General features: G+C 67.3%; 30 protein-coding genes. 15 read left to right on the top strand and 15 right to left on the bottom strand.

Going from position 1 to position 25,161, the window contains the following annotated elements; genetic code table 11:
• The 5 genes from ACODSU_RS15625 to ACODSU_RS15605 are packed head-to-tail and all read left to right on the top strand — an operon-like array spanning position 1 to position 4,617.
• The gene (locus tag ACODSU_RS15625; RefSeq protein WP_056059723.1) at positions 1 to 492 is read left to right on the top strand and encodes a MarR family winged helix-turn-helix transcriptional regulator; all 492 of its coding nucleotides are present in this window, start codon (positions 1 to 3) and stop codon (positions 490 to 492) included.
• Complete coding sequence (locus tag ACODSU_RS15620; protein WP_488843016.1) at positions 489 to 1,343, top strand: enoyl-CoA hydratase family protein; 855 nt, start codon at positions 489 to 491, stop codon at positions 1,341 to 1,343. The genes ACODSU_RS15625 and ACODSU_RS15620 overlap by 4 nt, the downstream gene beginning before the upstream one ends.
• 4 nt (positions 1,344 to 1,347) lie before the next feature.
• A complete protein-coding gene (locus tag ACODSU_RS15615; RefSeq protein WP_488843014.1) occupies positions 1,348 to 2,544 on the top strand; it encodes an acyl-CoA dehydrogenase family protein in 1,197 nt (398 codons plus the stop codon).
• 4 nt (positions 2,545 to 2,548) lie between these two features.
• On the top strand, positions 2,549 to 4,216 hold the full coding sequence (locus ACODSU_RS15610) for an AMP-binding protein (RefSeq protein WP_488843012.1): 1,668 nt from the start codon (positions 2,549 to 2,551) through the stop codon (positions 4,214 to 4,216).
• A 2-nt stretch (positions 4,217 to 4,218) separates the two neighbouring features.
• Positions 4,219 to 4,617, top strand: coding sequence for a RidA family protein (locus ACODSU_RS15605; protein WP_015012337.1), 399 nt, complete (start codon positions 4,219 to 4,221; stop codon positions 4,615 to 4,617).
• Here the strand turns inward: ACODSU_RS15605 and ACODSU_RS15600 are convergent.
• A complete protein-coding gene (locus ACODSU_RS15600; protein ID WP_488843009.1) occupies positions 4,562 to 5,530 on the bottom strand; it encodes an EamA family transporter in 969 nt (322 codons plus the stop codon). The two genes, ACODSU_RS15605 and ACODSU_RS15600, sit on opposite strands and share 56 nt — an antisense overlap.
• 97 nt (positions 5,531 to 5,627) lie before the next feature.
• Here ACODSU_RS15600 and ACODSU_RS15595 point away from each other — a divergent pair, with 97 nt between their 5' ends.
• On the top strand, positions 5,628 to 6,089 hold the full coding sequence (locus ACODSU_RS15595) for an Lrp/AsnC family transcriptional regulator (protein ID WP_015012335.1): 462 nt from the start codon (positions 5,628 to 5,630) through the stop codon (positions 6,087 to 6,089).
• A 51-nt stretch (positions 6,090 to 6,140) separates the two neighbouring features.
• On the opposite strand, the gene ACODSU_RS15590 is transcribed toward ACODSU_RS15595, so the two are convergent.
• Positions 6,141 to 7,301: a DJ-1/PfpI family protein gene (locus ACODSU_RS15590; protein ID WP_488843007.1), complete on the bottom strand. Its 1,161-nt coding sequence runs from the start codon at positions 7,299 to 7,301 to the stop codon at positions 6,141 to 6,143.
• Between the two features lie 65 nt (positions 7,302 to 7,366).
• On the opposite strand from ACODSU_RS15590, the gene ACODSU_RS15585 reads away from it, so the two are divergent.
• Positions 7,367 to 8,383: a GlxA family transcriptional regulator gene (locus ACODSU_RS15585; protein WP_488843005.1), complete on the top strand. Its 1,017-nt coding sequence runs from the start codon at positions 7,367 to 7,369 to the stop codon at positions 8,381 to 8,383.
• A gap of 58 nt (positions 8,384 to 8,441) precedes the next feature.
• Here ACODSU_RS15585 and ACODSU_RS15580 read toward each other — a convergent pair whose 3' ends face one another.
• The 12 genes from ACODSU_RS15580 to phnG form a co-directional block, all read right to left on the bottom strand.
• The gene (locus ACODSU_RS15580) at positions 8,442 to 9,002 is read right to left on the bottom strand and encodes a phosphonate degradation HD-domain oxygenase (protein WP_476016256.1); all 561 of its coding nucleotides are present in this window, start codon (positions 9,000 to 9,002) and stop codon (positions 8,442 to 8,444) included.
• A 12-nt stretch (positions 9,003 to 9,014) separates the two neighbouring features.
• A complete protein-coding gene (gene phnE / locus ACODSU_RS15575) occupies positions 9,015 to 9,821 on the bottom strand; it encodes a phosphonate ABC transporter, permease protein PhnE (protein WP_488843003.1) in 807 nt (268 codons plus the stop codon).
• Between the two features lie 34 nt (positions 9,822 to 9,855).
• Complete coding sequence (phnD, locus tag ACODSU_RS15570) at positions 9,856 to 10,803, bottom strand: phosphonate ABC transporter substrate-binding protein (RefSeq protein ID WP_488843001.1); 948 nt, start codon at positions 10,801 to 10,803, stop codon at positions 9,856 to 9,858.
• Positions 10,804 to 10,848: 45 nt separating this feature from the next.
• Positions 10,849 to 11,709, bottom strand: coding sequence for a phosphonate ABC transporter ATP-binding protein (phnC, locus tag ACODSU_RS15565; protein WP_488842999.1), 861 nt, complete (start codon positions 11,707 to 11,709; stop codon positions 10,849 to 10,851).
• A 215-nt stretch (positions 11,710 to 11,924) separates the two neighbouring features.
• Positions 11,925 to 13,079, bottom strand: coding sequence for an alpha-D-ribose 1-methylphosphonate 5-triphosphate diphosphatase (locus tag ACODSU_RS15560; protein ID WP_488804514.1), 1,155 nt, complete (start codon positions 13,077 to 13,079; stop codon positions 11,925 to 11,927).
• Entirely contained in the window at positions 13,076 to 13,810 is a 735-nt protein-coding gene (phnL, locus tag ACODSU_RS15555) for a phosphonate C-P lyase system protein PhnL (RefSeq protein ID WP_488842997.1), read from the bottom strand. The genes ACODSU_RS15560 and phnL overlap by 4 nt, the downstream gene beginning before the upstream one ends.
• The gene (gene phnK, locus ACODSU_RS15550) at positions 13,807 to 14,595 is read right to left on the bottom strand and encodes a phosphonate C-P lyase system protein PhnK (RefSeq protein WP_055399975.1); all 789 of its coding nucleotides are present in this window, start codon (positions 14,593 to 14,595) and stop codon (positions 13,807 to 13,809) included. The genes phnL and phnK overlap by 4 nt, the downstream gene beginning before the upstream one ends.
• On the bottom strand, positions 14,592 to 15,053 hold the full coding sequence (locus tag ACODSU_RS15545; RefSeq protein ID WP_488842995.1) for a GNAT family N-acetyltransferase: 462 nt from the start codon (positions 15,051 to 15,053) through the stop codon (positions 14,592 to 14,594). The genes phnK and ACODSU_RS15545 overlap by 4 nt, the downstream gene beginning before the upstream one ends.
• Positions 15,050 to 15,970, bottom strand: a complete 921-nt coding sequence (locus tag ACODSU_RS15540) for an alpha-D-ribose 1-methylphosphonate 5-phosphate C-P-lyase PhnJ (RefSeq protein WP_488842993.1) — start codon at positions 15,968 to 15,970, stop codon at positions 15,050 to 15,052. Before ACODSU_RS15540 ends, ACODSU_RS15545 begins: the two co-directional genes overlap by 4 nt.
• Positions 15,967 to 17,079, bottom strand: coding sequence for a carbon-phosphorus lyase complex subunit (locus ACODSU_RS15535; protein ID WP_488842991.1), 1,113 nt, complete (start codon positions 17,077 to 17,079; stop codon positions 15,967 to 15,969). Before ACODSU_RS15535 ends, ACODSU_RS15540 begins: the two co-directional genes overlap by 4 nt.
• A 2-nt stretch (positions 17,080 to 17,081) precedes the next feature.
• Positions 17,082 to 17,741, bottom strand: a complete 660-nt coding sequence (phnH, locus tag ACODSU_RS15530; protein WP_488842989.1) for a phosphonate C-P lyase system protein PhnH — start codon at positions 17,739 to 17,741, stop codon at positions 17,082 to 17,084.
• Positions 17,738 to 18,250, bottom strand: coding sequence for a phosphonate C-P lyase system protein PhnG (phnG, locus tag ACODSU_RS15525; protein WP_488842987.1), 513 nt, complete (start codon positions 18,248 to 18,250; stop codon positions 17,738 to 17,740). Before phnG ends, phnH begins: the two co-directional genes overlap by 4 nt.
• A 75-nt stretch (positions 18,251 to 18,325) precedes the next feature.
• On the opposite strand from phnG, the gene phnF reads away from it, so the two are divergent.
• The 5 genes from phnF to ACODSU_RS15500 are packed head-to-tail and all read left to right on the top strand — an operon-like array spanning position 18,326 to position 22,092.
• Complete coding sequence (gene phnF / locus ACODSU_RS15520) at positions 18,326 to 19,108, top strand: phosphonate metabolism transcriptional regulator PhnF (protein WP_488842985.1); 783 nt, start codon at positions 18,326 to 18,328, stop codon at positions 19,106 to 19,108.
• Positions 19,095 to 19,823 carry a DUF1045 domain-containing protein gene (locus ACODSU_RS15515; RefSeq protein WP_488842983.1) on the top strand — a complete coding sequence of 243 codons (729 nt, stop codon included), beginning with the start codon at positions 19,095 to 19,097 and terminating at the stop codon, positions 19,821 to 19,823. Before phnF ends, ACODSU_RS15515 begins: the two co-directional genes overlap by 14 nt.
• Complete coding sequence (gene phnN / locus ACODSU_RS15510; RefSeq protein ID WP_488842981.1) at positions 19,820 to 20,434, top strand: phosphonate metabolism protein/1,5-bisphosphokinase (PRPP-forming) PhnN; 615 nt, start codon at positions 19,820 to 19,822, stop codon at positions 20,432 to 20,434. Before ACODSU_RS15515 ends, phnN begins: the two co-directional genes overlap by 4 nt.
• A complete protein-coding gene (arsC, locus tag ACODSU_RS15505) occupies positions 20,431 to 20,853 on the top strand; it encodes an arsenate reductase (glutaredoxin) (RefSeq protein WP_488842979.1) in 423 nt (140 codons plus the stop codon). The genes phnN and arsC overlap by 4 nt, the downstream gene beginning before the upstream one ends.
• A 39-nt stretch (positions 20,854 to 20,892) precedes the next feature.
• Positions 20,893 to 22,092: an MFS transporter gene (locus ACODSU_RS15500; protein WP_488842977.1), complete on the top strand. Its 1,200-nt coding sequence runs from the start codon at positions 20,893 to 20,895 to the stop codon at positions 22,090 to 22,092.
• Between the two features lie 4 nt (positions 22,093 to 22,096).
• On the opposite strand, the gene ACODSU_RS15495 is transcribed toward ACODSU_RS15500, so the two are convergent.
• Positions 22,097 to 22,771, bottom strand: a complete 675-nt coding sequence (locus ACODSU_RS15495) for a DNA-3-methyladenine glycosylase I (RefSeq protein ID WP_488842975.1) — start codon at positions 22,769 to 22,771, stop codon at positions 22,097 to 22,099.
• An 82-nt stretch (positions 22,772 to 22,853) separates the two neighbouring features.
• Between ACODSU_RS15495 and ACODSU_RS15490 the strand changes: the two genes are divergently transcribed.
• The 3 genes from ACODSU_RS15490 to ACODSU_RS15480 are packed head-to-tail and all read left to right on the top strand — an operon-like array spanning position 22,854 to position 25,150.
• On the top strand, positions 22,854 to 24,026 hold the full coding sequence (locus ACODSU_RS15490) for an aminopeptidase (protein WP_488842973.1): 1,173 nt from the start codon (positions 22,854 to 22,856) through the stop codon (positions 24,024 to 24,026).
• A complete protein-coding gene (locus tag ACODSU_RS15485) occupies positions 24,019 to 24,426 on the top strand; it encodes a polyhydroxyalkanoic acid system family protein (RefSeq protein WP_110961634.1) in 408 nt (135 codons plus the stop codon). Before ACODSU_RS15490 ends, ACODSU_RS15485 begins: the two co-directional genes overlap by 8 nt.
• A gap of 16 nt (positions 24,427 to 24,442) precedes the next feature.
• Complete coding sequence (locus ACODSU_RS15480) at positions 24,443 to 25,150, top strand: nitroreductase (protein WP_488842971.1); 708 nt, start codon at positions 24,443 to 24,445, stop codon at positions 25,148 to 25,150.
• Positions 25,151 to 25,161 lie beyond the last annotated feature (11 nt).

Below are 25,161 nucleotides of genomic sequence, written 5' to 3'. Positions count from 1 at the left end.
ATGGACCTCGAAGCCCGCCTGCACGGCGCCGCCCCCAGCGAACACCCCGAGGCCCTGCGCCTGTGGCTGCGCCTGCTCACTTGCACCCAGCTCATCGAGAAGCAGGTGCGCAGCCACCTGCGCGCGCAGTTCGACACCACGCTGCCACGCTTTGACCTGATGGCGCAGCTGGAGCGCGCGCCCGATGGCATGAAGATGAAGGAACTCTCGCGCCGCATGATGGTGACGAGCGGCAACATCACCGGCATCACCGACCAGCTCGTGGCCGAAGGGCTGGTCGAGCGCATGGACGTAGAGGGCGACCGCCGTGCGTACCTGGTGCGCCTCACACCCCAAGGCCGCGAACAGTTCAACACCATGGCGCGCCAGCACGAGCAATGGATCGTCGAAGCCTTCGCCACGCTGGGCGAGCGCGACATCGCCACCTTGTACCGCCTGCTGGGCAAGGTCAAGGAACACACACAGAACAACTCTTTGGAGACAGCCGAATGAAGCACTACATCGGGGCGAGCAACCCCATGCGCGAGCAGTTCAACCCGCAGGCCAGCTATGTGGCCGAGCATTTCAGCTGGAGCTTTGCGGGCGGCGTGGGCACCGTCATGCTCAACCGGCCGGACCGCAAGAACCCTCTGACCTTCCAGAGCTATTCGGAGCTGCGCGACTTCTTTTATGCGCTGCGCTTTGCCACCGACGTGAAGGCCATCGTCGTCACCGGCGCGGGCGGCAACTTTTGCTCGGGCGGCGACGTGCACGAGATCATCGGCCCGCTGACCACCATGACCATGCCCGAACTGCTGGAGTTCACGCGCATGACGGGCGACCTGGTGAAGGCCATGCGCGCCTGCCCGCAGCCCGTGCTGGGCGCCATCGACGGCATCTGCGCCGGTGCAGGCGCCATGATGGCGCTGGCCTGCGACATGCGCTACGGCACCGAGGCCACCAAGACTGCGTTCCTGTTCACCCGCGTGGGCCTGGCCGGGGCCGACATGGGCGCCTGCGCGCTGCTGCCGCGCATGATCGGCCAGGGCCGCGCCAGCGAACTGCTGTTCACCGGCCGCGCGATGACAGCGCACGAAGGCCTGGCCTGGGGCTTCTTCAACGATTTGTATGAGAGCGCTGACCTGCTGGCGAACGTGCAGGCCACCGCCCGCGCGCTGGCCGATGGTCCCACCTTCGCCCACGGCATGACCAAGACCATGCTGAGCCAGGAGTGGAACATGACCATCGAGCAGGCCATCGAGGCCGAGGCGCAGGCGCAGGCCATCTGCATGCAGACCGAAGACTTCCGCCGCGCCTACGAAGCGTTCGCTGCCAAGCAAAAGCCCGTGTTCCAGGGAGATTGAACCCATGCACGTTGCAACGCCCCCGGCCCCACGCCCGCCCTCGACGGCGCACCTGGCCCTGCCCTTTTTTGACGATGCCCACCGCGCGCTGGCCGAGGGCCTGGTGCCCTGGGCTGCCGCGCAAGAGGTGGATGAAACCGACGACCGCGCCGCCTGTCGCGACTGGGTGCAGCGCCTGGGCGCGGGCGGCTGGCTGCGCTACTGCGTGCCCGCCGCACACGGCGGCGCGCTGCCCGCGCTCGACTCGCGCGCGCTGGTGCTGCTGCGCGAGACGCTGGCCTACCACTCGCCGCTGGCGGACTTTGCGTTTGCGATGCAGGGGCTGGGCAGCGGTGCGATCACGCTGGCGGGCAGCTCCGCGCAGCAGGCGCACTACCTGCAAGGCGTGGCGCGTGGCGAACTGATTGCTGCGTTCGCGCTGAGCGAGCCCGAGGCGGGGTCAGATGTGGGCGCTATGCAAACCATAGCTGCCAGCACAGATTCGACTAGCGCTACAGGCACTTTTTGCTTGAACGGCACCAAAACCTGGATCAGCAACGGCGGCATCGCCGACTTCTACTGCGTGTTCGCCAAGACCAACCCGAGCGGCGGCACGCGAGGCATCAGCGCCTTCATCGTCGATGCGAACACGCCGGGCCTGGACGCCTCGCGCCATATCCATGTGATGGCGCCGCACCCGCTGGCGACGCTGCAATTCACCAACTGCAACGTGCCTGCCGCGGCGCTGCTGGGCGAAGAAAACGGCGGCTTCAAGCTGGCCATGCGCACGCTGGACATCTTCCGCGCGTCGGTCGCCGCCGCTGCGCTGGGCATGGCGCGCCGCGCGCTGGCCGAGGCCGTGCACCACGCCCGCCAACGCCGCATGTTCGGCCAGACGCTCGCGGACTTCCAGCTCACGCAGGCCAAGATCGGCGAAATGGCCGCACTGGTGGACAGCGCCGCGCTGCTCACCTACCGCGCGGCCTGGCTGCGCGACACCGGCCAGACGCGCTTCACCGCCGAGGCAGCCATGGCAAAAATGACCGCCACCGAAAACGCCCAGCGTGTGATCGACATGGCGCTGCAGCTGCACGGCGGGCGCGGTGTGGAGGTGGGTAGCAAGGTCGAGTCGCTGTACCGCGACATCCGCTCGCTGCGCATCTACGAAGGCGCGACCGAGGTGCAGCAACTGATCATCGGCAAGGCCGTTCTGCAGGAGTAAACGCATGAAAGCCCCCTCCGCCCAGCCCGACCATTTCGTGCACGACCGTCTGCCACCGCCTGAGGCCTGGCCCACGCTGCGCTACGACCTGCCCGAGCTGCAGATCGCAGACCAGGCCAACCTCGTGCACGCCCTCTTCGACCAGGCCGAGCGCGCTGGCCACATCGACCGCCCCCTGCTGCGCGGCCCGCACCGCACCTACACCTACCGCGACGCCCGCACCGAAGCCGCGCGCATTGCCGAGGTGCTCACGCAGGACCACGGCCTGGTGCCCGGCAACCGCGTGCTGCTGCGCGGCGGCAACACGGTGGAGATGGCGCTGGCCTGGCTGGGCACGGTCTACGCCGGTCTGATTGCGGTGGCCACCATGCCCCTGCTGCGCGCGGTGGAGCTTGGCAGCATCATCGACCGCGCCCAGCCCACGCTGGCGCTGTGCGACGGCCGCCTGCTGGCGGAGCTGCAGACGGCACAAACACAGCACCCGGTGCTGGCCACCATCGTGCCGTTCCACACCGCGCCCGATGCGGCCGACCTGCTCCAGCGCGCACAGGCCAAGCCCGGCACCACGGCACCCTGCCCGACGGCGGCGGACGACATCGCGCTGATGGCCTTCACTTCAGGCACCACCGGCGCGCCCAAGGCCGCCGTGCACACCCACCGCGATGTGCTGGCGGGCTGCGAGGCCTGGCCGCGCCATGTGCTGCGCGCCACGCCCGACGACATTGTGGCGGGCTCGCCGCCGCTGGCATTCACCTTTGGCCTCGGTGGCTTGCTCGTGTTCCCCATGTGGGCGGGTGCCAGCGTGTACTTCCCCGATCAGCCCTACACCCCTGAAACCATGGTGCGCCTGATGCGCAATGCGGGCGTGACCATCTGCTACACAGCACCCACGTTCTACCGGCAGATGGCACCGTTCGCCAGGCAGATCGGCCTGCCCAAGCTGCGCACCAGCGTGAGCGCAGGCGAAGGGCTTCCGGACGCCACGCGCCAGCTGTGGAAGGAGGCGACCGGCCTGGACATGACGGACGGCATCGGCGCCACCGAGATGTTCCACATCTTCATTTCCTCGCCCGGCGGTGAGAGCCGGCGCGGCGCCATCGGCAAGGTGGTGCCCGGCTACACCGCGAAGGTGGTGGACGACAACGGCAACGAGCTGCCGCGCGGCACCGTGGGCAAACTCGCCGTGATCGGCCCCACGGGTTGCAAGTACCTCGACGACCCCCGCCAGGCCAAGTACGTGAAGGACGGCTGGAACTACCCCGGCGATGCGTTCACGCAAGACGCCGACGGCTACTTCTTCTATCAGGCGCGCGACGACGACATGATCATCACCGCGGGCTACAACGTGGGTGGCCCCGAGGTCGAAGACGCCCTGCTGCGCCACCCTGCCGTGGCCGAGTGCGGCGTGATCGGCGTGCCCGACGAAGAGCGCGGCATGGTGGTCAAGGCCATCTGCGTCTTGAAGCCCGGCCACACCGGCGACGCCGCCATGGTCAAGACCCTGCAGGACCACGTGAAGGCCACCATCGCCCCGTTCAAATACCCACGCGTGGTGGAGTTTGTGACCGCACTGCCCCGCACCGAAACCGGCAAGCTGCAGCGATTCAAGCTGCGCCAGGGTGCGGCCGCATCACCCTCCGCCGCATCGCCCACTTCCACAAAAACAACATGACGATGAAAAACACCCTTTTGCAGCCCGAAGGCTGGGTCACCCCCAAGGGCTACGCCAACGGCGTGGCCGCACGCGGCACGATGGTCTTTACCGGCGGCCAGATCGGCTGGAACGCGCAGCAGCAGTTTGAGAGCGACGATTTCATCGCCCAGACCAAGCAGACGCTGCTGAACGTGCGCGCAGTGCTGGAAGCCGGTGGCGCAGGCCCCGAACACCTGGTGCGGCTGACCTGGTACGTGACCGACCGCAACGAGTACAACAGCCGCCTGAAGGAGCTGGGCGCGGTTTACCGCGAAGTGCTGGGCAAGAACTTTCCGGCCATGGCCTGTGTGCAGGTGGCGGGGCTTATGGAAGAGCGCGCGAAGATCGAGATTGAAGCAACCGCTGTAATCCCGGACTGAGCTTTTCCAGCCACCGCTGCAGCGCTTGCCCGTACAGAATGAACGCCAGCGCCGCTCCGATCAACGGCAGCGCGGCAAACACCCAGCCCGTCAGCAGTTCGCCCCCCAGCGCCACGCCCACCAGCAAAGCCACCGCAGGGTTCACAAACGAGTAGCTGCCTGCCAGCGCTGCGGAGGTGTTCTGCAGCAGCCACAGGTACGCATTGAGCGCTATCAGCGTGCCAAACACCAGCAGGTAGACCCACGCTGCCCACGACTTGGCAGTGACCTGGCCCAGGGCGCTCAACGGCTCAAACCACAACGCCACCACCAGCCCCATGGCGCCCCCCGCAAACCACTGCGCGGCCGATGCCATGGCGGGCGCGGGCAGCGACAGCTTGCGCGAGGCATACGAACCGACACTCCAGGCCAGCGGCGCACCAAAGGCCAGCAGCGCCCCCAGCCAAGTGGCGGAAAAGTCACCTTCCAGCGCCAGCAGCAGTGCGCCCACCACGCCCAGCGCCAGGCCGATCCAGCTGGTGAATGGCACGCGCTCGCCGCCCCAGCGCGACCACAACGCCAGCCACATGGGCATGGTGGTGACCACCGTGGCCATCAGGCCCGAGCCGATGCCGAGCTTTTGCGCAAAGCCCATCAGATTCATGGCCAAAAACACCATGCAGCCTCCCACCACCGCCGAGTTGCGCCATTGCACCCACGTGGGCAATGCATGGCCTTGCCACAGCGCAATCAGCAGCATCACGCCACCGGCGCACAAAAAACGGATGGCATTCATCAGCAGTGGCGGCATGCTCTGCAGCGCAATACCAATGGCGAAATAGGTAGTGCCCCAGACGATGTAGACCAGCAGCAGTGCCATGGCCACCGCCCCGTTGCGTTGTGTGCGGGCTTGCGCATTGAAAATTGTCGGCATATTCTCCACCTGACCGAATAATTTATGGAAACCGCAAGGTTTTCGGAATTTTTACCAAAAACAAGCGGCTATGCAAGCAAATATTCAGACAGATGACATGGACGCCAGAATTATTTCGGCACTGGGCGCAGATGGCCGACGTTCGTACGCCGATGTAGGGGCCGAGGTGGGACTGTCCACCGCCGCCGTGCACGAGCGCGTGAAAAAGCTGCTGGACAAGGGCGTGATCCGCCGGTTTTCGATCAGCGTGGATCCGGAGCGTGTCGGGCTGAACTTCACCGCGTTTGTGGCGATCCGCAACGATGGCGGCGCGCACTGCCGTGACATTGCGCCGCGCCTGCGCGCTATCCCTCAGGTGGAGGAGTTGCACAGCGTGGCTGGCGAGCACGACTTCCTGGCCAAGATCCGCACCACGCACGCGCGCGGGCTGGAGGACGTGCTCTACCAGATCAAGGCGATTCCCGGCGTGGCGCGCACCACGAGCACCGTGGTCCTGAACACCGAATTCGAGGACCGGCCGCTGGACCTGGGGTGGGTCAACGCCGACAAAGGCGGATGACGACCGCAGTAGCCTGGGTACACCAGCCCCTGGCGCGTAGAGAGTAGTCAATCACGGAGACGGACCCGCTGCCCCACAGCGCACCACGGGGTCTTCGTATTCCAGTTGTGTGGCGACCCACTGGCGCGTAGCCGCCCCGTAACGCTGACCGATCATCTGCAGGCTGTGGTCCAGCACACAGGCGGGGTGCATGTCCCTGTCCAGCAAGACCGTGGTCGCCGACGCATCAGGCGGCGCAGCCCGCAGCACCAAGCCGCTGCGCAGGTGCACGGGGCTGGCGAGGGCGTTCACCGCCTCAGCGCGAGAGCGGTAGGTGCGCGACCACGCATCTGCCGCCAGGGCCAGCGCCACATCGTCCACCCCATCCATCACGGGGATGTCGATGCGCTCATGCCGCCAGAACAGCAGGGTGTTGATCGAGAGGGTCCCCACATGCGCAAGCGACAGGCCAAACCGTTCGCTGCGGTGTGCGGGGCCCCAGGATGGCGCGCCCAGCGCGCTCGCAACAGCACGCGCTCGCTCGGCACCCGCCAGCGTCTCGACCAAAGCCAGCGACACGGGCAAAGACGCGGACACCCCCGTGGTGGTCACCACCGGCCCATCGGCCACATAGCGCTGCCCGGGTACATGCACCGCGCCCGCGTGGCGCCGCAGCAAAGTGCTGCGGTCATACCAGTGCCCCGCAAAGCGGCGTCCATCCAGCAAGCCCGCCCGGCCCAACACCCTGGCCCCGCTGCAGATACCGACCACCACAGCCCCTTTGGCCGCCTGGGCCTGTAGCCACGCCAGTACCGCCGGGTCGTCTTCGGTGTGCAGAGCAGGCACCACCACGATGTCTGCCCCCTGCGGATACACGGAATCAAAGGCCGCGAAGCTGCGTGGCACCTCCACTTGCAGCGCGGGCATCAAGGTGACCGCGCCTGCGCGTGGGGCCACGGCCTCCACCACGCCCACCTGGGCCAGCTGCAGCACGGCATGGGGAACCAGGAAGTCTGTGGTTTCCGTCCCCTCGTTCAATGCCAGCACGGCAATCACGGGGGCGGTGCCCCCGGCCGGCGGGGGGCGCAGGGCCAGCGCGAAAGGCGCAGCGGCCCGGGCACCCTGGTGCGCCTCCATAGGCTGCGCGAACCCCGAGGTCGCACCTGCGGTCCACGCCGCCATGGCGATCAGCCCCATGCTCACCACCTCCATCCAACGCCACAATATCGCCACGCCCCGCCTCCTGTTGACATCCTCTATTCACCACGTTCACCAGCCCCAGCTTAGGTTGCATCACGATGTCGCGCCATGCCAAATCCGCCGCAGTTCCTGCCAAGGCCGCTGCCCACGCCCCTTGCCGCGAAGTGGTCCTGCTGGCCTTTGAAGGGGTGGAGGCCATCGACATTGCGGCACCCGCCAGCGCATTCAGCAAGGCCACCCTCGCGGCTCCGGGGGCCTACCGGGTGCACATGGCTTCACCACGTGGGGGCCCTGTGCGCACCAGTGCGGGATTTGCGGTGGCCGACACCGTCCCCATGCAGGCCATGGACGGCTTGATCGACACGCTGATCGTGGCGGGTGGTGAGGAGGATGCCCTGCGCCGCGCGATCTACGAGGACGGCGCGGGGGCGTGGCTGGCCCAGGCTGCGCAGCGGTCACGGCGGGTGGCCAGCGTCTGCACGGGCGCCTTTGCGCTGGCCGCTGCAGGGCTGCTGGAAGGGTGCAAGGCGACGACCCATATCAATGCCTGCGATCTGCTCGCCCAGTTATGCCCTGGCACACAGGTACAGCGTGACCGAATTTTTGTGCGCGACGGCGCGCTCTGGACATCGGCCGGTGTGACCACAGGGCTGGACATGGCTCTGGCCCTTATCGAAGAAGACCTGGGCCGCGCCGTCGCCATGCAGATCGCCCGGGATCTGGCGGTGTTCACGCTGCGCACAGACACCACACCGCAGCTGAGCCCGGCACTGCTGGCGCAGACCGATGCATCGGTCCGCATGCGCGAGCTGATGGCCTGGATTCAGGGGCATCTGACCCAGGATCTGTCGGTAGATGCCTTGGCCCAGCGTGCGCACATGAGCCCCCGCAACTTCGCACGTGCGTTTACGGCGCAGGCCAATTGCACCCCTGCCCGCTTCGTGGCCCAGGTGCGTGCGCAGCACGCTGCGGCGCTGCTGCGCCAGACCGACTGGCCTCAGGAGAAGATTGCAGCGCGCAGCGGTTTCGGCTCTGTGGATACCATGATCCGTGCGATGCAGCAGCACCTGGGGCTGGCGACAGGGCAATGCCGTCCTGCGAACCGGGCGACCTGAGCGGTAGCCACACGCGCTCGGAAGCCGAAGCGGACAAGCCCCCGTTGAGGGTGCGCGTTCAATGCACCAAGGCCGCCTCGGTAACGAGGGCCAGTCGCTCCAACCCGGCCATGTAGTAGCGAAGCGGCTGAGTGACCAACCCCGGCACCTTGGCATGGTCGTCATATCGGCGCAGGCGGATGGCCTCCTGCGCAAATGGCTGGGCCGCAAACTGCATCGCCTCTTTGGGCGTAAAGGGCCCGCCCTGCAGCACCAGGCTGTGCTGCGATGCGGGTGACAGCGTCTCCCAATACCCCGGCTCCATGGTGCACAGGTAGCGCTTGGCATCCACATGCAGGCGGATGGGCTCCAGCACCGCGTAGGGCAGCAGGCCCCGCAGGAACGGGATGGCCATGTACTGGTGCAGGTCGTCCTGCTCGGCCGTGTCGCCCCCGGGTGCCAGCAGGTGGCCCAGGTCGTGCAGCAAAGCCGCTGCGACCGTCGCGGGGGTCTCGCCCGACTTTTCGGCCCACTGCGCGCACTGCAAGGCATGCTCCAGCTGGCTGACCGCCTCGCGGCCATATTGATTCACGCCCCGGGTGGCGAGCAGGTGGGCAATGTCTTCCAGGCTCAATGCCATCGTCTTTCCTTGTCAGACCAACGCTTTACGAATACGCGCAGAGACCAGGTCAATCACGCTCACCGTCACCACGATGATGAGCATCACCGCGCAGGTCTCGGCGTACTGAAAGCCGCGAATGATTTCCCACAGCACCACGCCGATGCCGCCTGCGCCGACCATGCCCACGACCGAGGCCGAACGCACGTTGGCTTCAAAGCGGTACAGCGTGTACGAGATCCACAGCGGCATCACCTGCGGGATCACGCCGTAGATGATTTCGTGCAGTGCACTCGCGCCGGTGGAGCGGATGCCCTCCACGGGCTGCGGGTCGATGGCCTCCACGGCTTCAGAAAACAGCTTGGCCAGCGTGCCCGAGGTATGGATCCACAGCGCCAGCACGCCCGCAAACGGCCCCAGGCCCACGGCCACCACGAACAGCATGGCAAACACCATTTCGTTGATGGCGCGGCATGCGTCCAGTACGCGGCGCACCGGCTGGTACACCCACCAGGGCACGATGTTGGACGAGGCCAGCAGCGCCAGCGGCACGGAGGTGATCACGGCGAGAGCCGTGCCCCACAGCGCGATCTGCAGGGTGACCAGCATCTCCTGCACATAGATCTGCCACTGCGCAAAATTGGGCGGAAAGAACTCCGCTGCGTAGCTGACCATGTTGCCCGAGTCGTTCCACAAGGCCAGCGGGCGCATGTCGGCGCCTTGCCAGGACGCGGCCAGCAACACCAGCAGGATGCCCCACGACAGGTACCAGGCCAGGCTGCGCTTGGGCGACGTGGTGCTGGCCAGCGCGGCCAGAGAAGGATTCAATGTTGAGGACATGGGGACACCCGGGCCAGAGCAACCAAGCGGCGGATTACTTGAGCGACGCCAGCTGCTGGTCGATCTCGGCCAGGCGGGTCTTCTTGTCGGCATCGGCCAAGGTGGCGTCGGCCTCGATCTTGTTGCGCTTGCCGAACAGGTCGAGCTGACGGATGGGCGTGAGCTGGGCATTGGTCGAGGGCTTGAAGCCCGACAGCTTGGAGATCTTCATCACGATCTCCTTCTCGCGCGCATCGGTCTTGGCGTAGTTGTAGAAGAAGTTGCGGATCTTGGTCTTGGTGGCCTCGGGCAAGTCCTTGCGCATCACCAGAGGGTCCAGCGGAATCAGGGGCGAGGTCCAGACGATCTTGATGTCCTTGAACTTCTCGGGCTGGCGCTCCTTGATTTTTTCCAGGTTTTCGCTGTTGTTGGTGGCCACATCCACCTGCTTGTTGGCCACGGCCAGCGCGTTGGTCTCGTGGTTGGCGCTGCGCGTGATCTTGAAGTGCGTCTTCGCGTCGATCTTGTTCTGCGCAAACGCGTAGTAGCCGGGCACCAGGAAGCCCGAGGTGGAGTTGGGGTCGCCATTGCCAAAGCTCAGCGACTTGCCGTTCTTGAGCACATCGTCCAGGCTGGCCAGGGGGCTGTCCTTGTGCACGATGAGGTGCGAGTAGTAGCCCTGAGTGCCGTCGGCATTCACCATCTGTGCAAAGACTTCGCCGTTGGCGCGGTCCACGGCTTCCATGGCCGACTTGTTGCCCAGCCAGGCCACCTGCATCTTGTTGAAGCGCATGGCTTCGATCAGGCCCGCGTAGTCGGACGCAAAGAAGGCGTTGATCTTCAGGCCTGTCTGCTTGGCCATGTCGTCCAGCAGCGGCTGCCAGTCGGCCTTGAGGTTTTGCGTGGCCTCGGTCGAGATCATGCCGAAGTTGATGTCCTGGGCCAGCGCGCCCGTGGTCAATCCCAGCCCGAGTGTCAGGGTAGCACACAGTTTCTTGAACATGTTGAAAGCTCCAGAGAAAGGAAATGAAGGGAACCGAATCACCGATCAAGCGGCCTGCACAATTGCGGGCGACCACTGCGGCACAGGCATGGGGGCATGCGCAGGTGCAGGGTGGGCCCCGGACGCATCCGACAGGATTTCATCGGCCTGCACGCCGTACAGGCCACGCAGCAACGCGGGCGTAAGGGCCGCGGAGGGGCCGTCGTACACCACCTGCCCGTGGTGCAGAGCCACCACGCGCGGGCAATACTTGATGGCCACATCCACTTGGTGCAACGACACGATGACGGTGCAACGGTCTTCGCGGTTGATGCGCGCCAGGATGTCCATGACCTTGCGGGAGGATTCGGGGTCGAGCGAGGCAATGGGCTCATCGGCCAGCACCACCTTGGCGCCCTGCACCAGCGTGCGGGCAATGGCCGCCCGCTGCTGTTGCCCGCCTGACAGGGTGGATGCGCGCTGCGCATGGCACTCGGCAATGCCCACGCGGTTGAGCGCTTCCAGCGCCAGCGCGCGCTCGTGCGGCTTGAACATGCGCAGCCAGCCGCGCCACCAGGGCGTGCGGTGCAGCAGGCCCACCAGCACGTTCATCAGCACCGGCAAGCGGTCCACCAGATTGAACTGCTGGAACACAAAGCCCACCTGCGAACGCACCTTGCGGATGTCGCTGTGGATGCGCCCGCCCTGCTGCACGCAGCGGCCGTCCACCTCGATCAGCGAATCGCTGGCCGCATCGGCCACCACCAGGCCCGCCACATGACGCAGCAGGGTGGACTTTCCCGAGCCCGAGGCACCAATCAGCGCCACCATCTCGCCGCGCTGCACGGTGAGGTTGATGTCACGCAGGGCGTGTTTGCCGTTGGCGAAATGCTTGTTCAGTTGGTGGATGTGCAGTGCGGCAGTCATGGCAGCCTCCTTAGGGGGTTAATTCCGTTTCCAAATCATTCGTGTCTAGGCGCAAAGCCGCAGACAGTGCTGTAGCACGGCAAGGCGAAGCAACAACGACACGGATGATTTGGAAACGGAAGAAGTCGTCTAGACAACCGGAGTGTGTTTGGAGGGCGTGACAGTGCTTTGACAGTTGGGAGAAGTTTGGATGTCAGGAAAGACCTGCACGCGCTCTACAGCACCCGCTGCCCTTCGCGCCACACCCCACGCACCACGGCCTGGCGGCCGCCATCGGGCAGTTCGGCCATGTGCACCTGCACCAGGTCGGCGCGCAGGCCAGGGGCCAGCTCGCCGCGATCGGCCATGCCCGCAGCCTTGGCCGGGTTGCGGGTGACGGTGGCCACGGCCTGTGGCAGGGGCAGAATGTCGTCCTGCACCAGCCGCATCACCGCACTCAGCAGGCTGCCGGGCACGTAGTCCGACGAAAGGATGTCCAGCAAGCCCCTGCGCGCCAGATCTGCCGCCGCCACATTGCCCGAGTGCGAACCACCGCGCACCACGTTGGGCCCGCCCATCACGGTGAGCAGTCCACGTTCGTGCGCCGCCTGGGCCGCAGCCAGCGTGGTCGGGAACTCCGACATGGCAGCCCCTTCGGCATGGGCCTGCTCCACATGGGCCACCGTGGTGTCGTCGTGGCTGGCCAGCGAGATGCCGTGCGTGCGGCAGTAATCCACAAAGTACGCACGGTGTGGCTCGGCGTACTGCGCCTGTAGCGTGGCCGCGTGCGCCACCTGGCGCTCGAACTTTTCGGCGCTCCAGCCTTTCTTGCCGGTGTAGTAGGTGCGCGCCTGCTCGATGTTCTCCCACTGGCGCTGGCCAGGGGTGTGGTCCATCAGCGAGATCAGCGACAGGCGCGGGTGCCCGTGGAAGGGCTCGAACAGGTCGATGGTGTTGGGCGCGGGCAGCTCACAGCGCACATGCAGGTGGTGGTCGGCCCGCAGCAGGTTGCGCTCGGTGCAGGTGTCGATGGTGTCGAGCACACGGTTCCAGGCACTGCCGCGCAGGCTGTCCACATCGGCCTCGCCCACGCCCAGCGCGTCCAGCACGGTGGTGATGCCTGCGGCCGCAATCTCGGCGTCGTGCGCCAGCAGTGCGGGCATCTCGGCCCACTGCACCTTGGGGCGCGGCATGAGGTGGCGCTCGAAGTTGTCGGTGTGGATTTCGACCAGGCCCGGCAGCAGGTAGTCGCCACCCAGGTCAATGCCCTGCAACGCCGATGTGCCGCCGCCGTCCACCGACGCGATGCGCCCAGCATCCACCTGCAGGCTGCCCAACACCACTTCGCCCGGCAGCACCATGCGGGCGTTTTTGAACACGGTCGCGGTCATGCCAATACCCCCCGGAAGTCACCCACATTCACACGGCGTGTGGCCACGGCGGCCCCCACCTGCGCGTCGTGAAAGATGCCCACCAGGGCCGCCCCGCGCGCCACGGCTTCGCGGATCATGGCAATCACGGTCTCGGTGTTGGCTGCATCGAGCGATGCGGTGGGCTCGTCCAGCAGCAACAGCGGCTTGGGCTTGATCATGTTGCGGGCGATGTTGATGCGCTGCTGCTCCCCGCCCGAGAACGTGGCGGGCGGCAGGTGCCACAGCCGCTCGGGGATGCGCAGGCGCGTCAGCCACTGGCGCGCTTCCTCGCGTGCAGCCTCGATGCCCGCTGGGTCGTCGCCCGCGTCTTCGGCCAGTGGCTCGGCCACCACATCCAGGGCCGACACACGCGGGATGACCCGCAGGAACTGGCTCACATAGCCCACGGTGTCGCGCCGCAGCTGCACCAGCGCGCGCGGGGTGGCCTGCGTCAAATCCACCACAGTGCCATCGGCCGCGCGCACGGTGATGCGGCCCGCATTGGCGCGGTAGTTGGCGTAGATCATCTTGAGCAGCGTGCTCTTGCCCATGCCCGAGGGGCCGTCAAGCACCACGCACTCACCCGGCCGCACGGCCAGTTCCACCTGGGCGAGCACGGGCAGTTCTATGCCGTTCTGGTGGTGCAGGGTGAAGCGCTTGGCCACCCCTTGCATCTGGAGGATGGGCGCAATGGAAGGAGGCTGGTTCATGGCTGCAGTACCGAAGAAACGAGGAGCTGGGTGTAGGGGTGTTGCGGGTCGTCGAGCACCTGGTCGGTCAGGCCCGCCTCGACCACACGGCCGCGCTGCATGACCACCATGCGGTGCGCCAGCAGGCGCGCCACGGCCAGGTCGTGCGTGACCACAATGGCCGCCAGCTGCATCTGCCGCGTGAGCTGGCGCAGCAGGTCCAGCAGGCGCGCCTGCACCGACACATCGAGGCCCGAGGTGGGTTCGTCCATGAACACCAGGCGGGGCTGGGTGACGAGGTTGCGGGCGATCTGCAGGCGCTGGCGCATGCCGCCCGAGAACGTGCGCGGTGCATCGTCGATGCGCGCCGCGTCGATCTCCACACGCTGCAGCCATTCCGTGGCCGTGGCGCGCAGGCGGCCGTAGTGGCGCTCGCCCAGGCCCATCAGGCGCTCGCCCACGTTGGCACCGGCGGATACATCCATGCGCAAGCCATCCGCCGCGTTCTGGTGCACAAAGCCCCAGTCGGTGCGGGCCAGCAGGCGCTGCTGGGCTTCGGTCATGGCGTAGATGTCCTGCAGCTCGCCGCTGCGCTGGCGGAACTGCACCGTGCCTTCGTCCGGGGCGCTGCGTGCTGCAATGGCGTTGAGCAGCGTGGACTTGCCGGAGCCCGACTCGCCCACCACGGCCAGCACCTCGCCGGGCCACAGGTCAAAGGACGCGCCTTGCAGCGCCACGCGGTCGCCATAGCGCTTGCTGACGTTGCGCACGCTCAGCAGCGGCGCAGAAGGTTCGGGGTGATTCATGTGAGGGTCTCGACAACAAAGCTCAGGCCATGCTGCGCAAAGCCCAAGGATTCATAGAAGGCATGCGCGCCCTTGCGGCGGGCGTTGGACGAGAGCGCGAGCTTGTAGCAGCCCGCATCGCGCGCCTGCTGCATGGCATGGGCCATCATCTGGCGGCCAATGCCGCGGCCCTGCTGGTCCTGCGCCACCACCACGTCTTCGACGATGGCCGAAGGTGCGCCCCGGTGCGCCAGGTTGTGCATGACGAGCAGTGCATAGGTACCCACCACCGCGCCGTGCTGCGCGGGGTCGCAAGCGACCCATAGGCGGTAGCTGGGGTAGCGCGCAAACTGGGCCCACACGGCCTGGGCTTCTTCCAGCGCCAGCACGTCGGCGGAGCTGTCTTCAATGGCGGCGTACAGCGCCAGCACGCGCTCCAGGTCGGCCTGCCGGGCTTCGCGGATCTGCACGGCGCTCATGCCGCGCCGCCTTGTTCCACCGCCGATTCAGCCTGCTGCGCCTGGCGTTCCTGGCAGTAATCCGAGTCGGAACACACATGCATGCGCCCGCCCTGGTCGTCGGTGATGACCTCGTCCAGAAAGCTGTCGGTGGCACCGCACAGCGCGCACGCGGCGTCCCAGCGCTGCACTTCAAAGGGGTGGTCTTCAAAGCCCAGGCTCTCCACCGGCGTGTAGGGCGGGACGGCGTAGATGCGTTTTTCGCGGCCCGCGCCAAACAGCTGCAGCGCGGGGTTCATGTGCATCTTGGGGTTGTCGAACTTCGGGATGGGCGACGGCGCCATCACATAGCGGCCATTGACCAGCACGGGATAGTCGTAGGTGGTGGCGATGTGGCCATAGCGCGCGATGTCTTCGTAGAGTTTGACGTGCATGAGCCCGTACTCGGCCAGGCCGTGCAGGGTGCGCGTTTCGGTCTCGCGCGGCTCCAGGCGCTGCATGGGCTCGGGCACGGGCACCTGGTAGACGATGACCTGGCCTTCGGCCAGCGGCGTCTCGGGGATGCGGTGGCGCGTCTGGATCAGCGTGGCCTCCCGCGTGCGGGTGGCAGTGGCCACGGCCGTGGTGCGCTCAAAAAAGCGGCGAATGTTGACCGCATTGACCGTGTCATCCGAACCCTGGTCGATGACCTTGAGGCAGTCCTCTGGGCCGATGATGGACGCGGTGACCTGGATGCCGCCCGTGCCCCAGCCGTAGGGCAGGGGCATTTCGCGCGAGCCAAACGGCACCTGGTAGCCGGGGATGGCCACGGCCTTGAGGATGGCGCGCCGGATCATGCGCTTGGTGCGCTCGTCCAGGTAGGCGAAGTTGAAGTGGCCGTCCACCGGCGCGGCGTCGGCGGGCAAGCCCATCACGGCGGGTTCCATGGGCGCGTTCATGCGGCGTCCTCCTCGGCGGGGGTGGTGGGTTGGGCGGCAGCGGCGCGCATCTTGCGCACCAGCCCCAGTTCGGACTGAAAGTCCACGTAGTGCGGCAGCTTCAAGTGCTGCACGAAGCCTGAGGCCTCCAGGCTGTCGCTGTGGCCCAGCACGAACTCCTGCATCTGGGCGGGCGACTCGACGGGCTCGCCCAGCTCGTCGGCACGCAGGGCGCGGTCCACCAGGCTCATGGCCATGGCCTTGCGCTCGCTGTGGCCGAACGCCAGGCCGTAGCCACGGGTGAACTGCGGCGGCTGGCTCTTGCTGCCGGCAAACTGGTTCACCATCTCGCACTCGGTGATCTCGATGTCGCCGATGTCGATGACAAAGCCCAGCTCTTCCGGCACGATCTCCACCGCCACCGTGCCCAGGCGCACCTCGCCCACAAACGGGTGCGAGTGTGAGTAGCCGCGCTGCGTGGAGTACGCCATGGCAAGCAGGAAGCCCTCGTCGCCGCGCGCCAGGTTTTGCAGGCGCGTGGCCCGGTTGGCGGGGAAGCGCAGCGGCTCGCGGGTCAGATCGGTGGGCGCGGGGTCGCCTGGGGGGACGGGGCGGGTTTCGATCAAGCCTTCCTGGTTGAGCAGATCCACCACACGCGGCGTGGGGCTGGGCGGCACCGCAGCGGCCGTAGCTGCCGCAGCGGCAGGCGGCGCCAGCGGGCCTTCGGCCAGCAGCTTGAAGTCCAGCAGGCGCTGCGTGTAGTCGTAGGTAGGGCCCAGCACCTGGCCACCGGGCAGGTCCTTGAAGGTGGCGGAGATGCGCCGGTCCAGCGCCATGAGGCTGGTGTCCAGCGGGCAGGTGGTGCCCAGGCGCGGCAGCGTGGCGCGGTAGGCGCGCAGCAGGAAGATGGCTTCCACCAGGTCACCCGCAGCCTGCTTGATGGCCAGGGCCGCGAGCTCGGGGTCGTACACCGATCCCTCGGTCATGACGCGGTCCACGGCCAGCTTGAGCTGCTGGCGGATCTGCGGCACCGAGAGTTCGGGCTGCGAGGCATCGCCCCGGCGCTGGCGCGCCAGCAGCTGGTAGCTGTTGAGAATGGCGGCCTCTCCGCCCTTGACGGCTACGTACATGCTTAGGCCTCCTGAAGGGCGGGGGCAACGTACGCCGCCCGCGTGGTGCGGGGCAGGCCCACGATGTGGCCTGCCGTGGCCAGCAACAGGTCCACACCGCGCGGAAACACGGCATGGTTGGCGGCCCAATGGGTCTCGAAGTCGTCGGGCAAGCCGTCCAACTGCAAGGCCGCCACGTCCTGGATGCCTGGGCCGCGCAAGTGCCACGCATCGATAGCGTCCGCCGTGGTGGCGGTGGCGTGCGATACATCGACCACACAAGTGGCCGACTGGTCTGGATAGATGTCGGTGCCCAAGGCCAGACTGCCCAGCGCGGGCAATTCGTCGCCCTGAGCCACCCATACAAAGCGGGCCTGCGTCGGATCGCTCACCAAGGTGCAGCCCGTGTGAAAGCGCAGCCAGGCACCGGCGTCACTGGCTGCAAGCCTTGGCGAGAGCCACAGCGTGCAGTCGCTGTCGAGCAGTGCCAGCAGCACGGCAGCGGATGCGGCATGGCCCACAGCAGGCGTCTGTGCGTCGTGTTCTACCGCCACCGTGCGGCCGGGGTGCGACAGCGCCTGCAGCACCGCGCGGAACACCGCCTGGCTGCCAAAGGCTTCGTTCGAGAATGCCGCACCCAGGGATGCCAACGGAGTCATGGGGGTCATCGGGGTCGCGCTCATTCGGTGTCCTCGTCGTTGTCGGTACCGCTCTCGCGAGCCACGGTGAAGAAGTCCACCTTGGTGCTGGCGGCACGCGCCTGGCGCTCGGCCTGGGTGGTGCGCAGGTGGGCGCGGATCGATTCCAGCAGCTGGGCGTCCAGCACCGGTTGCTGGGCAGGGTCTTGCAGCAGCGCATCGGCCAGGGCCGCGAGTTGCACCTGGCGGTGCGAGCGGCCCAGCACGTACGCTACGCCGACGGTGGCATCTGCCGCGTCCGATGCATCAGCCACGCGCAGAGCGCAGCGAGTGACGGTGACCTCACCCAGGTTGAAGCGCTCACCTGTGCCCCCGGCGCGGCCCTGCACCATCATCAGACCTGTCTCGGGCGCACGCAGCCAGCGCGCGGGGCGCGTGGCATGCTCGTGCAAGGCAGATTCGAGCAGCCCCAGCGGCGCCCGGGCCAGCAGCGCCATCCACTGCGCACGGCCCAGGGGGCGGTCCGGGCCCGGGTTGTCAAAGGCTTGAAACATGGAAGTGGTACCCTGAAAGTTGTATAGACAAATTGAACAACTGGCGCCAGCTTAAAGAGCGCGCATGTAGGTTTCATGACAGCCAGCACCACCTCTCTCACGACCCCGCTACAGGTCCCGCATGCCCCCCCACTGCGCCCCGCGCGCGACAGCTTCTGGACGCGCATAGCCGCCGAGCTGGCCGAGGCCATCGGCAGCGGCGTTTATCCGCCCGGCCAGCGCCTGCCTTCGGAACACGCGCTGGCCGAGCAGTTCGGCGTGAACCGCCACACCATCCGCCGCTCGCTCGCCAGCCTGTGCAGCCAAGGGCTGGTGCGCATCACGCAGGGCAGCGGCACCTATGTGGAAGACTTTGCGGTGGACCTGGTGCTGGGCAAGCGCACGCGCCACCAGCAGGGCCTGGCACAGGCCGGTCTGCGCGGCAGCCTGGTGGTGCTGCAGGCCCAGACCACGCGCGCCACGGCGGCGCTGGCCAAGGCGCTGCAGGTGCCCGCGCGCAGCCCGCTGCTGGCGCTGCGCGTGCGGGGCGACGCCGAGGGCCAGCCCCTGCACATCAGCGAGCGCTTCTTCCCCCTGCCCCGCTTCGAAAACCTGGCGGCCGTGGTGCGCGAGACAGGCTCCATCACCGCAGGCTTCACCGCCCACGGCGTGGCCGACTACACGCGCCGCGAAAGCCGCATCACCGCCGAGCTGCCCAGCGCCGAAGTGGCCGCCCAGCTGCGCCAACCCACTTCACGCCCCGTGCTGCAGGTAGAGAGCCTGAACGTGGACCTCGCAGGCACGCCCATCGAATGGGCCCGCGCCTGGTTTGCGGGCGACCGCGTGAAACTGACCATTGACCACAATGAACACGCCTGACATGCCACCCACCCACCACCGCTATGCGGTCTATTTCGCACCCAACCCGGGCAGCCTGGGCTGGCTGGCCGGCAGCCACTGGCTGGGGCGCTGTGCCGCACTGCTGCAACCGCTGCAGCAGCTCGCCATCGACGGTGTGGCGGCCGACACACTGCACCGCCTGACGGCGGCGCCCCGCCGCTACGGCTGGCACGCCACGCTCAAGGCGCCGTTTGCGCTCGCGCCTGGCACCGACTGGATCACGCTGCACCAGGCCGTGCAGGAGGTGGCACGCGGGCTGCAACCCTTTATGCTGCCGCCGCTGCAGGTGCAACGCATCGACGACTTTCTGGCGCTGGTGCCCCCGGCGCTGCACCCCGCCAATGCGCAGATTCAGGAGACCGCCGCCACCTGCGTGACGGCGCTGCAGCCCCTGGCCGCCCCCCTGTCCGAAGCCGACCTGGCCCGGCGCCGTGCAGCGGTGCTCACCGCCCGGCAGGACGCGCTGCTGCAGCAATGGGGCTACCCGTTTGTGCTGGACGAATTCCGCTTTCACATGTCGCTCACCGGCAGCCTGGCGCAGGTAGACGCACCCACGCAGTCGCTGGTGTTCGAGGCCGCGCAGGAATTTTTCTCGGACCTGCCCATCCTCAAGTTCAACAGCCTCGCCTTGTTCGCAGAGCCCACGCCCGGTGCGGACTTTGTGCTGCTGGACCACCTGGAGATGGGCGCATGACCACCGGTCGGCTGGTCTACTGCATGGGCCCCTCGGGAGCGGGCAAGGACAGCCTGCTGGACTGGCTGCGCACGCACCTGCCCCAGCCCTGCCCCGTGCACTGGGCGCAGCGCACCATCAGCCGTGCCGCCACATCCGGTGGCGAAGCGCATGAGGGCGTTTCGCCCGAAGCGTTTGCAGCGCTGTGCAGCGAACATGCCTTTGCCCTGCACTGGCAGGCCAACGGCTTGGGCTACGGCGTGCGGCATGCGCAACTGGCGCCGCTGGCGCGGGGCCACTGGGTGCTGCTCAATGGCTCACGCGCCTACCTGCCTGAGGCCCTGGCGCGGTTCCCGGACCTGGTGGCCGTACACATCACCGCCAGCCCCCAAGTGCTGCGCGAGCGCCTGCTGTCGCGCGGCCGCGAGACGCGCGAAGAGGTGGAGGCCCGGGTGCAGCGCGCGCTGGCCTATACCCCGCCCCCCGGAGCCACCAGCCTGGAGGTGCACAACGACGGCGCGCTGAGTGATGCGGGCCAGCGGCTGCTGAACGCGCTGGAAAATTTGCCGGGCTGGCCCCGGCGCGGTGGCAAACTTTCGCCCATTGCTACCAACCTTTCCAGCACGCCATGACCGCCATCACGATTTATCACAACCCGAAGTGCGGCACGTCCCGCAACACCCTCGCCATGATCCGCAACAGCGGCGTGGAACCCGAGGTCATTGAATACCTCAAGACCCCGCCCAACCGCGCCACGCTGCTGGCGCTGATTGCGGCGACCGGCGAGCCAGTGATCAACGCCGTGCGCACCAAGGAAGCGATCTTCACCGAGCTGCAGCTGGACGCACCGGGCGTCACCGACGCCCAGCTCATCGATGCGATGCTGCAGCATCCCATCCTCATCAACCGCCCCATCGTGGTCACACCCCTGGGCACGCGGCTGTGTCGCCCGTCCGAGAAGGTGCTGGACATCCTGCCTGCGCCGCAGCAAGGTGCCTTCACCAAGGAGGATGGCGAATTCGTCATCAACGCGCAGGGCCAGCGTGGCTGATGCAACCGCACACACCCAGGCCGTAGCGCACCGCGCGGCATGAGCGCCGTCTCGCAACGCTGGACTGTGGCGCGCCTGGGCACGGCCCAGACCCTGGCCTGGGCCTCGTCCTACTACCTGCCCGCCATGCTGGCCGCGCCCATGGCGCACGACCTGGGCGTGGCTACATCCACCGTGTTCGCGGCGTTTTCGGTGGCGCTCATCGTGTCGGCGCTGCTCGGGCCTTTCGCGGGCCGGACCATCGACCGCCACGGCGGCCGCCCGGTGCTGGTGGGCACCAACCTGTTGTTTGCAGCTGCTCTGGCGGGCATGGCCTTGGCGCAAGGTCCTGTGGTCCTGTTTGCCGCGTGGGTGTTGATGGGCATCGCCATGGGCTCGGGCCTGTACGAGGCTGCGTTTGCCACGCTGGTACGTCTGTACGGCCAGGGCGCACGCGGCGCGATCACCGGCATCACGCTGATTGCGGGGTTTGCGAGCACCATAGGGTGGCCGCTGTCGGCCTGGATGGAGACGCAGTGGGGCTGGCGTGGCGCGTGTGCGGGCTGGGCGGCGCTGCACCTGCTGGTGGGCGTGCCACTCAACGGCTGGCTGCCACGTGCCGACACCGCAAAGAAGCCGCACCCACCTTCGGCAGATGAACCTGTGGCGGACACCTCGGAACCGGCGGCACCCGCCACGTCCGCAGCCGCCCACCCGCTGCGCACCACCGTGCTGCTGTCGTTTGTGTTTGCCGTCACCTGGTTCACCAGCACCGCCATGGCGGCCCACCTGCCGCGCCTGTTGCAGGCCAGCGGCACATCGCTGGAGGCGGCTGTGGCCCTGGCCGCGCTGGTGGGCCCGGCCCAGGTGGCAGCGCGCCTGCTGGAGTTTGGTTTGCTGCGCCGCCTGCACCCCTTGCTGTCGGCCCAGCTGGCTGCGGCGGCACACCCTGTGGGCGCGGGCCTGTTGATGGTGCTGGGCGGGCCTGCGGCAGCGGTGTTCACCCTGCTGCATGGCGCGGGCAACGGCATCCTGACCATTGCCAAGGGCACGCTGCCGCTGGTGTTGTTTGGGCCTGCAGGCTATGGCGCGCGCCAGGGCCTGATGATGGTGCCCGCCCGTGTGGCGCAGGCGTTTGCACCGGTGCTGTTTGGCATGGCGTTGGACCACGCTGGCGCCGCCGCCCTGTGGCTGACCACACTGCTGGGCCTGGCCGCACTGGCAGCGCTGTGGCTGCTGCGGCCTGTGACGCTGGCCTGAACGATCAGCCGCGCGGCACCACAAACGCCTTGCGCGCCGCCAACGCTGCGGGGCGCGAATGGCAACCTTCCAGGTGGTCGTTCACCAGCCCCATGGCCTGCATGAAGGCGTAGACCGTGGTCGGACCCACAAAACTCCAGCCGCGCTTCTTCAGGTCCTTGGACATGGCGATGGATGCGGCCGAAGTGGATAGGGTACGCGCCACTTCGCGCGTGAGGCGCTCGGGCCGGTCGGTGGCGGCGGGCTCGTAGCGCCAGGCGTAGTGCGCCAGCGAGCCGAACTCGCGCCGCAGCTCCAGCACGCGGCGCGCGTTGTTGATGGTGGACTCGATCTTGCCCCGGTGGCGCACGATGGCCACGTCCTGCACTAGGCGCTCAACCTCGGCCGGGCCGAAGGCCGCGACCTGCTCGGCGTCGAAGTTCGCGAACGCTGCGCGAAAGCCCTCGCGCTTGTTCAGGATGGTGAGCCAGCTCAGGCCCGACTGAAAACCCTCCAGGCAGATCTTCTCGAACAGCCGGCGGTCGTCCGCCACCGGGAAGCCCCACTCGGTGTCGTGGTAGTGGCGGTACAGCGGCGTGGCCTGGCACCAGGAGCAACGCGGGCAACCGGCTTCGTCAGCAAACAGGCCGTCGGCCAGTGCGGGTGGGCGAACAGGGTCTTGAGCAGTCGGAGGGATCATGCGCGGCATTCTAGAAACCACCACAGCCAGGCTGCTGACAGGGCGGAGACAAAGGGCCCGATCTGCCCATAAACTGCACTGCATGCGTGAGCCACTTTCCCGCCTGCGGGCCACTTTCAGCCTGATGTTTTGCCTGGTGCTGGGCGGCTGCGCCAGCACCACCGGCCCCTCCAACGCTTGGGGCTACTACTGGCAATCGCTGCGCGGGCACATGCAGATCATGCATGCCGCAGAACCCATTGACGACTGGGTGGCGCGCAAAGACATCTCGCCCGCCCTGCGCGAGCGGCTGCAGCTCGCACAACGTGCGCGGGCCTTTGCGGTCACAGAACTCGGTCTGCCCGACAACGCCAGCTACCGCCGCTATGCCGACCTGAAGCGCTCCGCCGCCGTGTGGAATGTGGTGGCTGCACCGCCCTATTCGCTGACGCTGCACACCTGGTGCTTTCCGGTCACGGGCTGCATTGGCTACCGCGGCTATTTCACCGAGGCCGCAGCGCAGGCCGAGGCCGCCGAGCTGGCCGCGCAGGGCCTGGAGGTGGAGGTGTACGGCGTACCCGCGTACTCCACACTGGGCTACATGAACTGGGCGGGCGGCGACCCGCTGCTGTCCACCTTCATCGCCTGGCCCGAGGGCGACTTTGTGCGCCTGCTGTTCCACGAGCTGGCGCACCAGGTGGTCTATGCCCAAAACGACACCCTGTTCAACGAGTCCTTTGCCACGGCGGTGGAGCGCATCGGTGTGGCGCAGTGGCTGGCTACGCAATCCACCCCCGCCGCGCGCGAGGCCTATGCCACCAGCGAGGCGCGGCGCAGCGCCTTCCGCGCGCTCACCCGGGCCACACGCACCCGCCTGGCGGCTATTTATGAGCAAAAAGAGCTTCAAGCGATAGAGGATCATGCGCTGAATGCTATGAAAATAGAAGCAATGAAGGCTTTCCGAGACGACTATGCCGCACTGCGCGCACGCTGGCTGGACGCGCCCGGCGGCACGCCCCCCCGGACCACGACCGCCCAGGTGGCCGGCTACGACCGCTGGGTGGCGCAGGCCAACAACGCCAGCTTTGCGGCCCAGGCCGCCTACGACGAACTGGTGCCTGCATTCGAAGCCTTGTTTGAACGCGAGGGCCGCAACTGGCCCCGGTTTTATGATGCCGTACGACAACTGACGCAGCAGCCCCAGCCCGAGCGGCACGAGGGCCTGCGTGCCCTTTTACCTGACCCCCAACACCTCAAGGAGACAGCCGGTGCCTGACATTCATATCCACCGCGAACACCATCTGGGTTTCAAGGAAGCCCGCAAGGTCGCCTTCTCCTGGGCCGAGAAGGCCGAAGAAAAATTCGACATGGAATGCACCTACGAAGAGGGCGAGAAGGAAGACCTGCTCACGTTCACCCGCACCGGCGTCAAAGGTACGCTGCTGGTGGATGCCCACCAGTTCGAGATGAAGGCCCAGCTGGGCTTTTTGCTGGGCGCGTTCAAGGACCGCATCGAGGCCGAGATTGGCGAACAGCTGGACGCGCTGCTCAATGCACCGCACCCCAGTGCCAAGAAGCCCGCCACCGACAAGAAGAAAGCGGCGGCAGACACGGATGCCGGCAAGCCAGCCCCCAAGGCAGCAGCCAAGCCTGCCGCCAAGGCCAAGAAGGCCTAGCCGCACAGGCCCCGCCATGACATTCACCGCGAACGAGGCCAACAACGCCCACAGCCCGGCGTTTGACACCCTCTCCACGCTGCTGCACACCCGCTACAGCTGCCGCGCCTTTCTGCCCGAGCCGCTCCCGCGCAGCACCATCGAGGCCATCCTGGCCGCCGCGCAGCGCACGGCCTCGTGGTGCAACGCGCAGCCCTGGCAACTCACCATTGCCAGCGGCGCTGCGCTGGCGCGTCTGCGCAGCGCCCTGCAATCCCACATGCTCGCCGCGGCACCCCAGCCCGACCTGCCCTGGCCCCGCGAATACCGGGGCGTGTACCAGGAGCGGCGGCGCGAATGCGGCTGGGGCCTGTACGAATCCCTGGGCATTGCCAAGGGCGACCGCGAAGCTTCGGCGCGCCAGGCGGCGCAGAACTTCACCATGTTTGGTGCGCCGCATGTGGCCATCGTCACCAGCGACGAGGCCCTGGGCGTGTACGGCGCAGTGGACTGCGGCGCGTATGTGAGCAACTTCATGCTGGCAGCGCACAGCCTGGGCGTGGGCTCCATCGCGCAGGCCGCACTGGCCTCCTACCCCGGCGTGCTGCGTGAGGTGCTGGGCATTGGCGAGGACCGCAGCATCGTCTGCGGCATTTCATTTGGCGTGGCAGACCCCGCCCACGCGGCCAACCATTTCCGCACCACCCGCGCCGACGCGGCCAGCAGTGTGGTGTGGAGGGACTGAGACGCTGAGAA

This window comes from Acidovorax sp. FG48 (assembly GCF_057809085.1).
The sequence above is the reverse complement of the archived record's forward strand: the minus strand, read 5'-3'. Positions and strand labels throughout refer to the sequence as shown.

What these genes read in the sequence shown, in the direction of transcription:
- ACODSU_RS15625 (WP_056059723.1), top strand. Translation starts at nt 1, where the DNA reads ATGGACCTCGAAGCCCGCCTGCACGGCGCCGCCCCCAGCGAACACCCC.
- ACODSU_RS15620 (WP_488843016.1), top strand. Translation starts at nt 489, where the DNA reads ATGAAGCACTACATCGGGGCGAGCAACCCCATGCGCGAGCAGTTCAAC.
- ACODSU_RS15615 (WP_488843014.1), top strand. Translation starts at nt 1,348, where the DNA reads ATGCACGTTGCAACGCCCCCGGCCCCACGCCCGCCCTCGACGGCGCAC.
- ACODSU_RS15610 (WP_488843012.1), top strand. Translation starts at nt 2,549, where the DNA reads ATGAAAGCCCCCTCCGCCCAGCCCGACCATTTCGTGCACGACCGTCTG.
- ACODSU_RS15605 (WP_015012337.1), top strand. Translation starts at nt 4,219, where the DNA reads ATGAAAAACACCCTTTTGCAGCCCGAAGGCTGGGTCACCCCCAAGGGC.
- ACODSU_RS15600 (WP_488843009.1), bottom strand. Translation starts at nt 5,530, where the DNA reads ATGCCGACAATTTTCAATGCGCAAGCCCGCACACAACGCAACGGGGCG.
- ACODSU_RS15595 (WP_015012335.1), top strand. Translation starts at nt 5,628, where the DNA reads ATGGACGCCAGAATTATTTCGGCACTGGGCGCAGATGGCCGACGTTCG.
- ACODSU_RS15585 (WP_488843005.1), top strand. Translation starts at nt 7,367, where the DNA reads ATGTCGCGCCATGCCAAATCCGCCGCAGTTCCTGCCAAGGCCGCTGCC.
- ACODSU_RS15580 (WP_476016256.1), bottom strand. Translation starts at nt 9,002, where the DNA reads ATGGCATTGAGCCTGGAAGACATTGCCCACCTGCTCGCCACCCGGGGC.
- phnE (WP_488843003.1), bottom strand. Translation starts at nt 9,821, where the DNA reads ATGTCCTCAACATTGAATCCTTCTCTGGCCGCGCTGGCCAGCACCACG.
- phnD (WP_488843001.1), bottom strand. Translation starts at nt 10,803, where the DNA reads ATGTTCAAGAAACTGTGTGCTACCCTGACACTCGGGCTGGGATTGACC.
- phnC (WP_488842999.1), bottom strand. Translation starts at nt 11,709, where the DNA reads ATGACTGCCGCACTGCACATCCACCAACTGAACAAGCATTTCGCCAAC.
- ACODSU_RS15560 (WP_488804514.1), bottom strand. Translation starts at nt 13,079, where the DNA reads ATGACCGCGACCGTGTTCAAAAACGCCCGCATGGTGCTGCCGGGCGAA.
- phnL (WP_488842997.1), bottom strand. Translation starts at nt 13,810, where the DNA reads ATGAACCAGCCTCCTTCCATTGCGCCCATCCTCCAGATGCAAGGGGTG.
- phnK (WP_055399975.1), bottom strand. Translation starts at nt 14,595, where the DNA reads ATGAATCACCCCGAACCTTCTGCGCCGCTGCTGAGCGTGCGCAACGTC.
- ACODSU_RS15545 (WP_488842995.1), bottom strand. Translation starts at nt 15,053, where the DNA reads ATGAGCGCCGTGCAGATCCGCGAAGCCCGGCAGGCCGACCTGGAGCGC.
- ACODSU_RS15540 (WP_488842993.1), bottom strand. Translation starts at nt 15,970, where the DNA reads ATGAACGCGCCCATGGAACCCGCCGTGATGGGCTTGCCCGCCGACGCC.
- ACODSU_RS15535 (WP_488842991.1), bottom strand. Translation starts at nt 17,079, where the DNA reads ATGTACGTAGCCGTCAAGGGCGGAGAGGCCGCCATTCTCAACAGCTAC.
- phnH (WP_488842989.1), bottom strand. Translation starts at nt 17,741, where the DNA reads ATGAGCGCGACCCCGATGACCCCCATGACTCCGTTGGCATCCCTGGGT.
- phnG (WP_488842987.1), bottom strand. Translation starts at nt 18,250, where the DNA reads ATGTTTCAAGCCTTTGACAACCCGGGCCCGGACCGCCCCCTGGGCCGT.
- phnF (WP_488842985.1), top strand. Translation starts at nt 18,326, where the DNA reads ATGACAGCCAGCACCACCTCTCTCACGACCCCGCTACAGGTCCCGCAT.
- ACODSU_RS15515 (WP_488842983.1), top strand. Translation starts at nt 19,095, where the DNA reads ATGAACACGCCTGACATGCCACCCACCCACCACCGCTATGCGGTCTAT.
- phnN (WP_488842981.1), top strand. Translation starts at nt 19,820, where the DNA reads ATGACCACCGGTCGGCTGGTCTACTGCATGGGCCCCTCGGGAGCGGGC.
- arsC (WP_488842979.1), top strand. Translation starts at nt 20,431, where the DNA reads ATGACCGCCATCACGATTTATCACAACCCGAAGTGCGGCACGTCCCGC.
- ACODSU_RS15500 (WP_488842977.1), top strand. Translation starts at nt 20,893, where the DNA reads ATGAGCGCCGTCTCGCAACGCTGGACTGTGGCGCGCCTGGGCACGGCC.
- ACODSU_RS15495 (WP_488842975.1), bottom strand. Translation starts at nt 22,771, where the DNA reads ATGATCCCTCCGACTGCTCAAGACCCTGTTCGCCCACCCGCACTGGCC.
- ACODSU_RS15490 (WP_488842973.1), top strand. Translation starts at nt 22,854, where the DNA reads ATGCGTGAGCCACTTTCCCGCCTGCGGGCCACTTTCAGCCTGATGTTT.
- ACODSU_RS15480 (WP_488842971.1), top strand. Translation starts at nt 24,443, where the DNA reads ATGACATTCACCGCGAACGAGGCCAACAACGCCCACAGCCCGGCGTTT.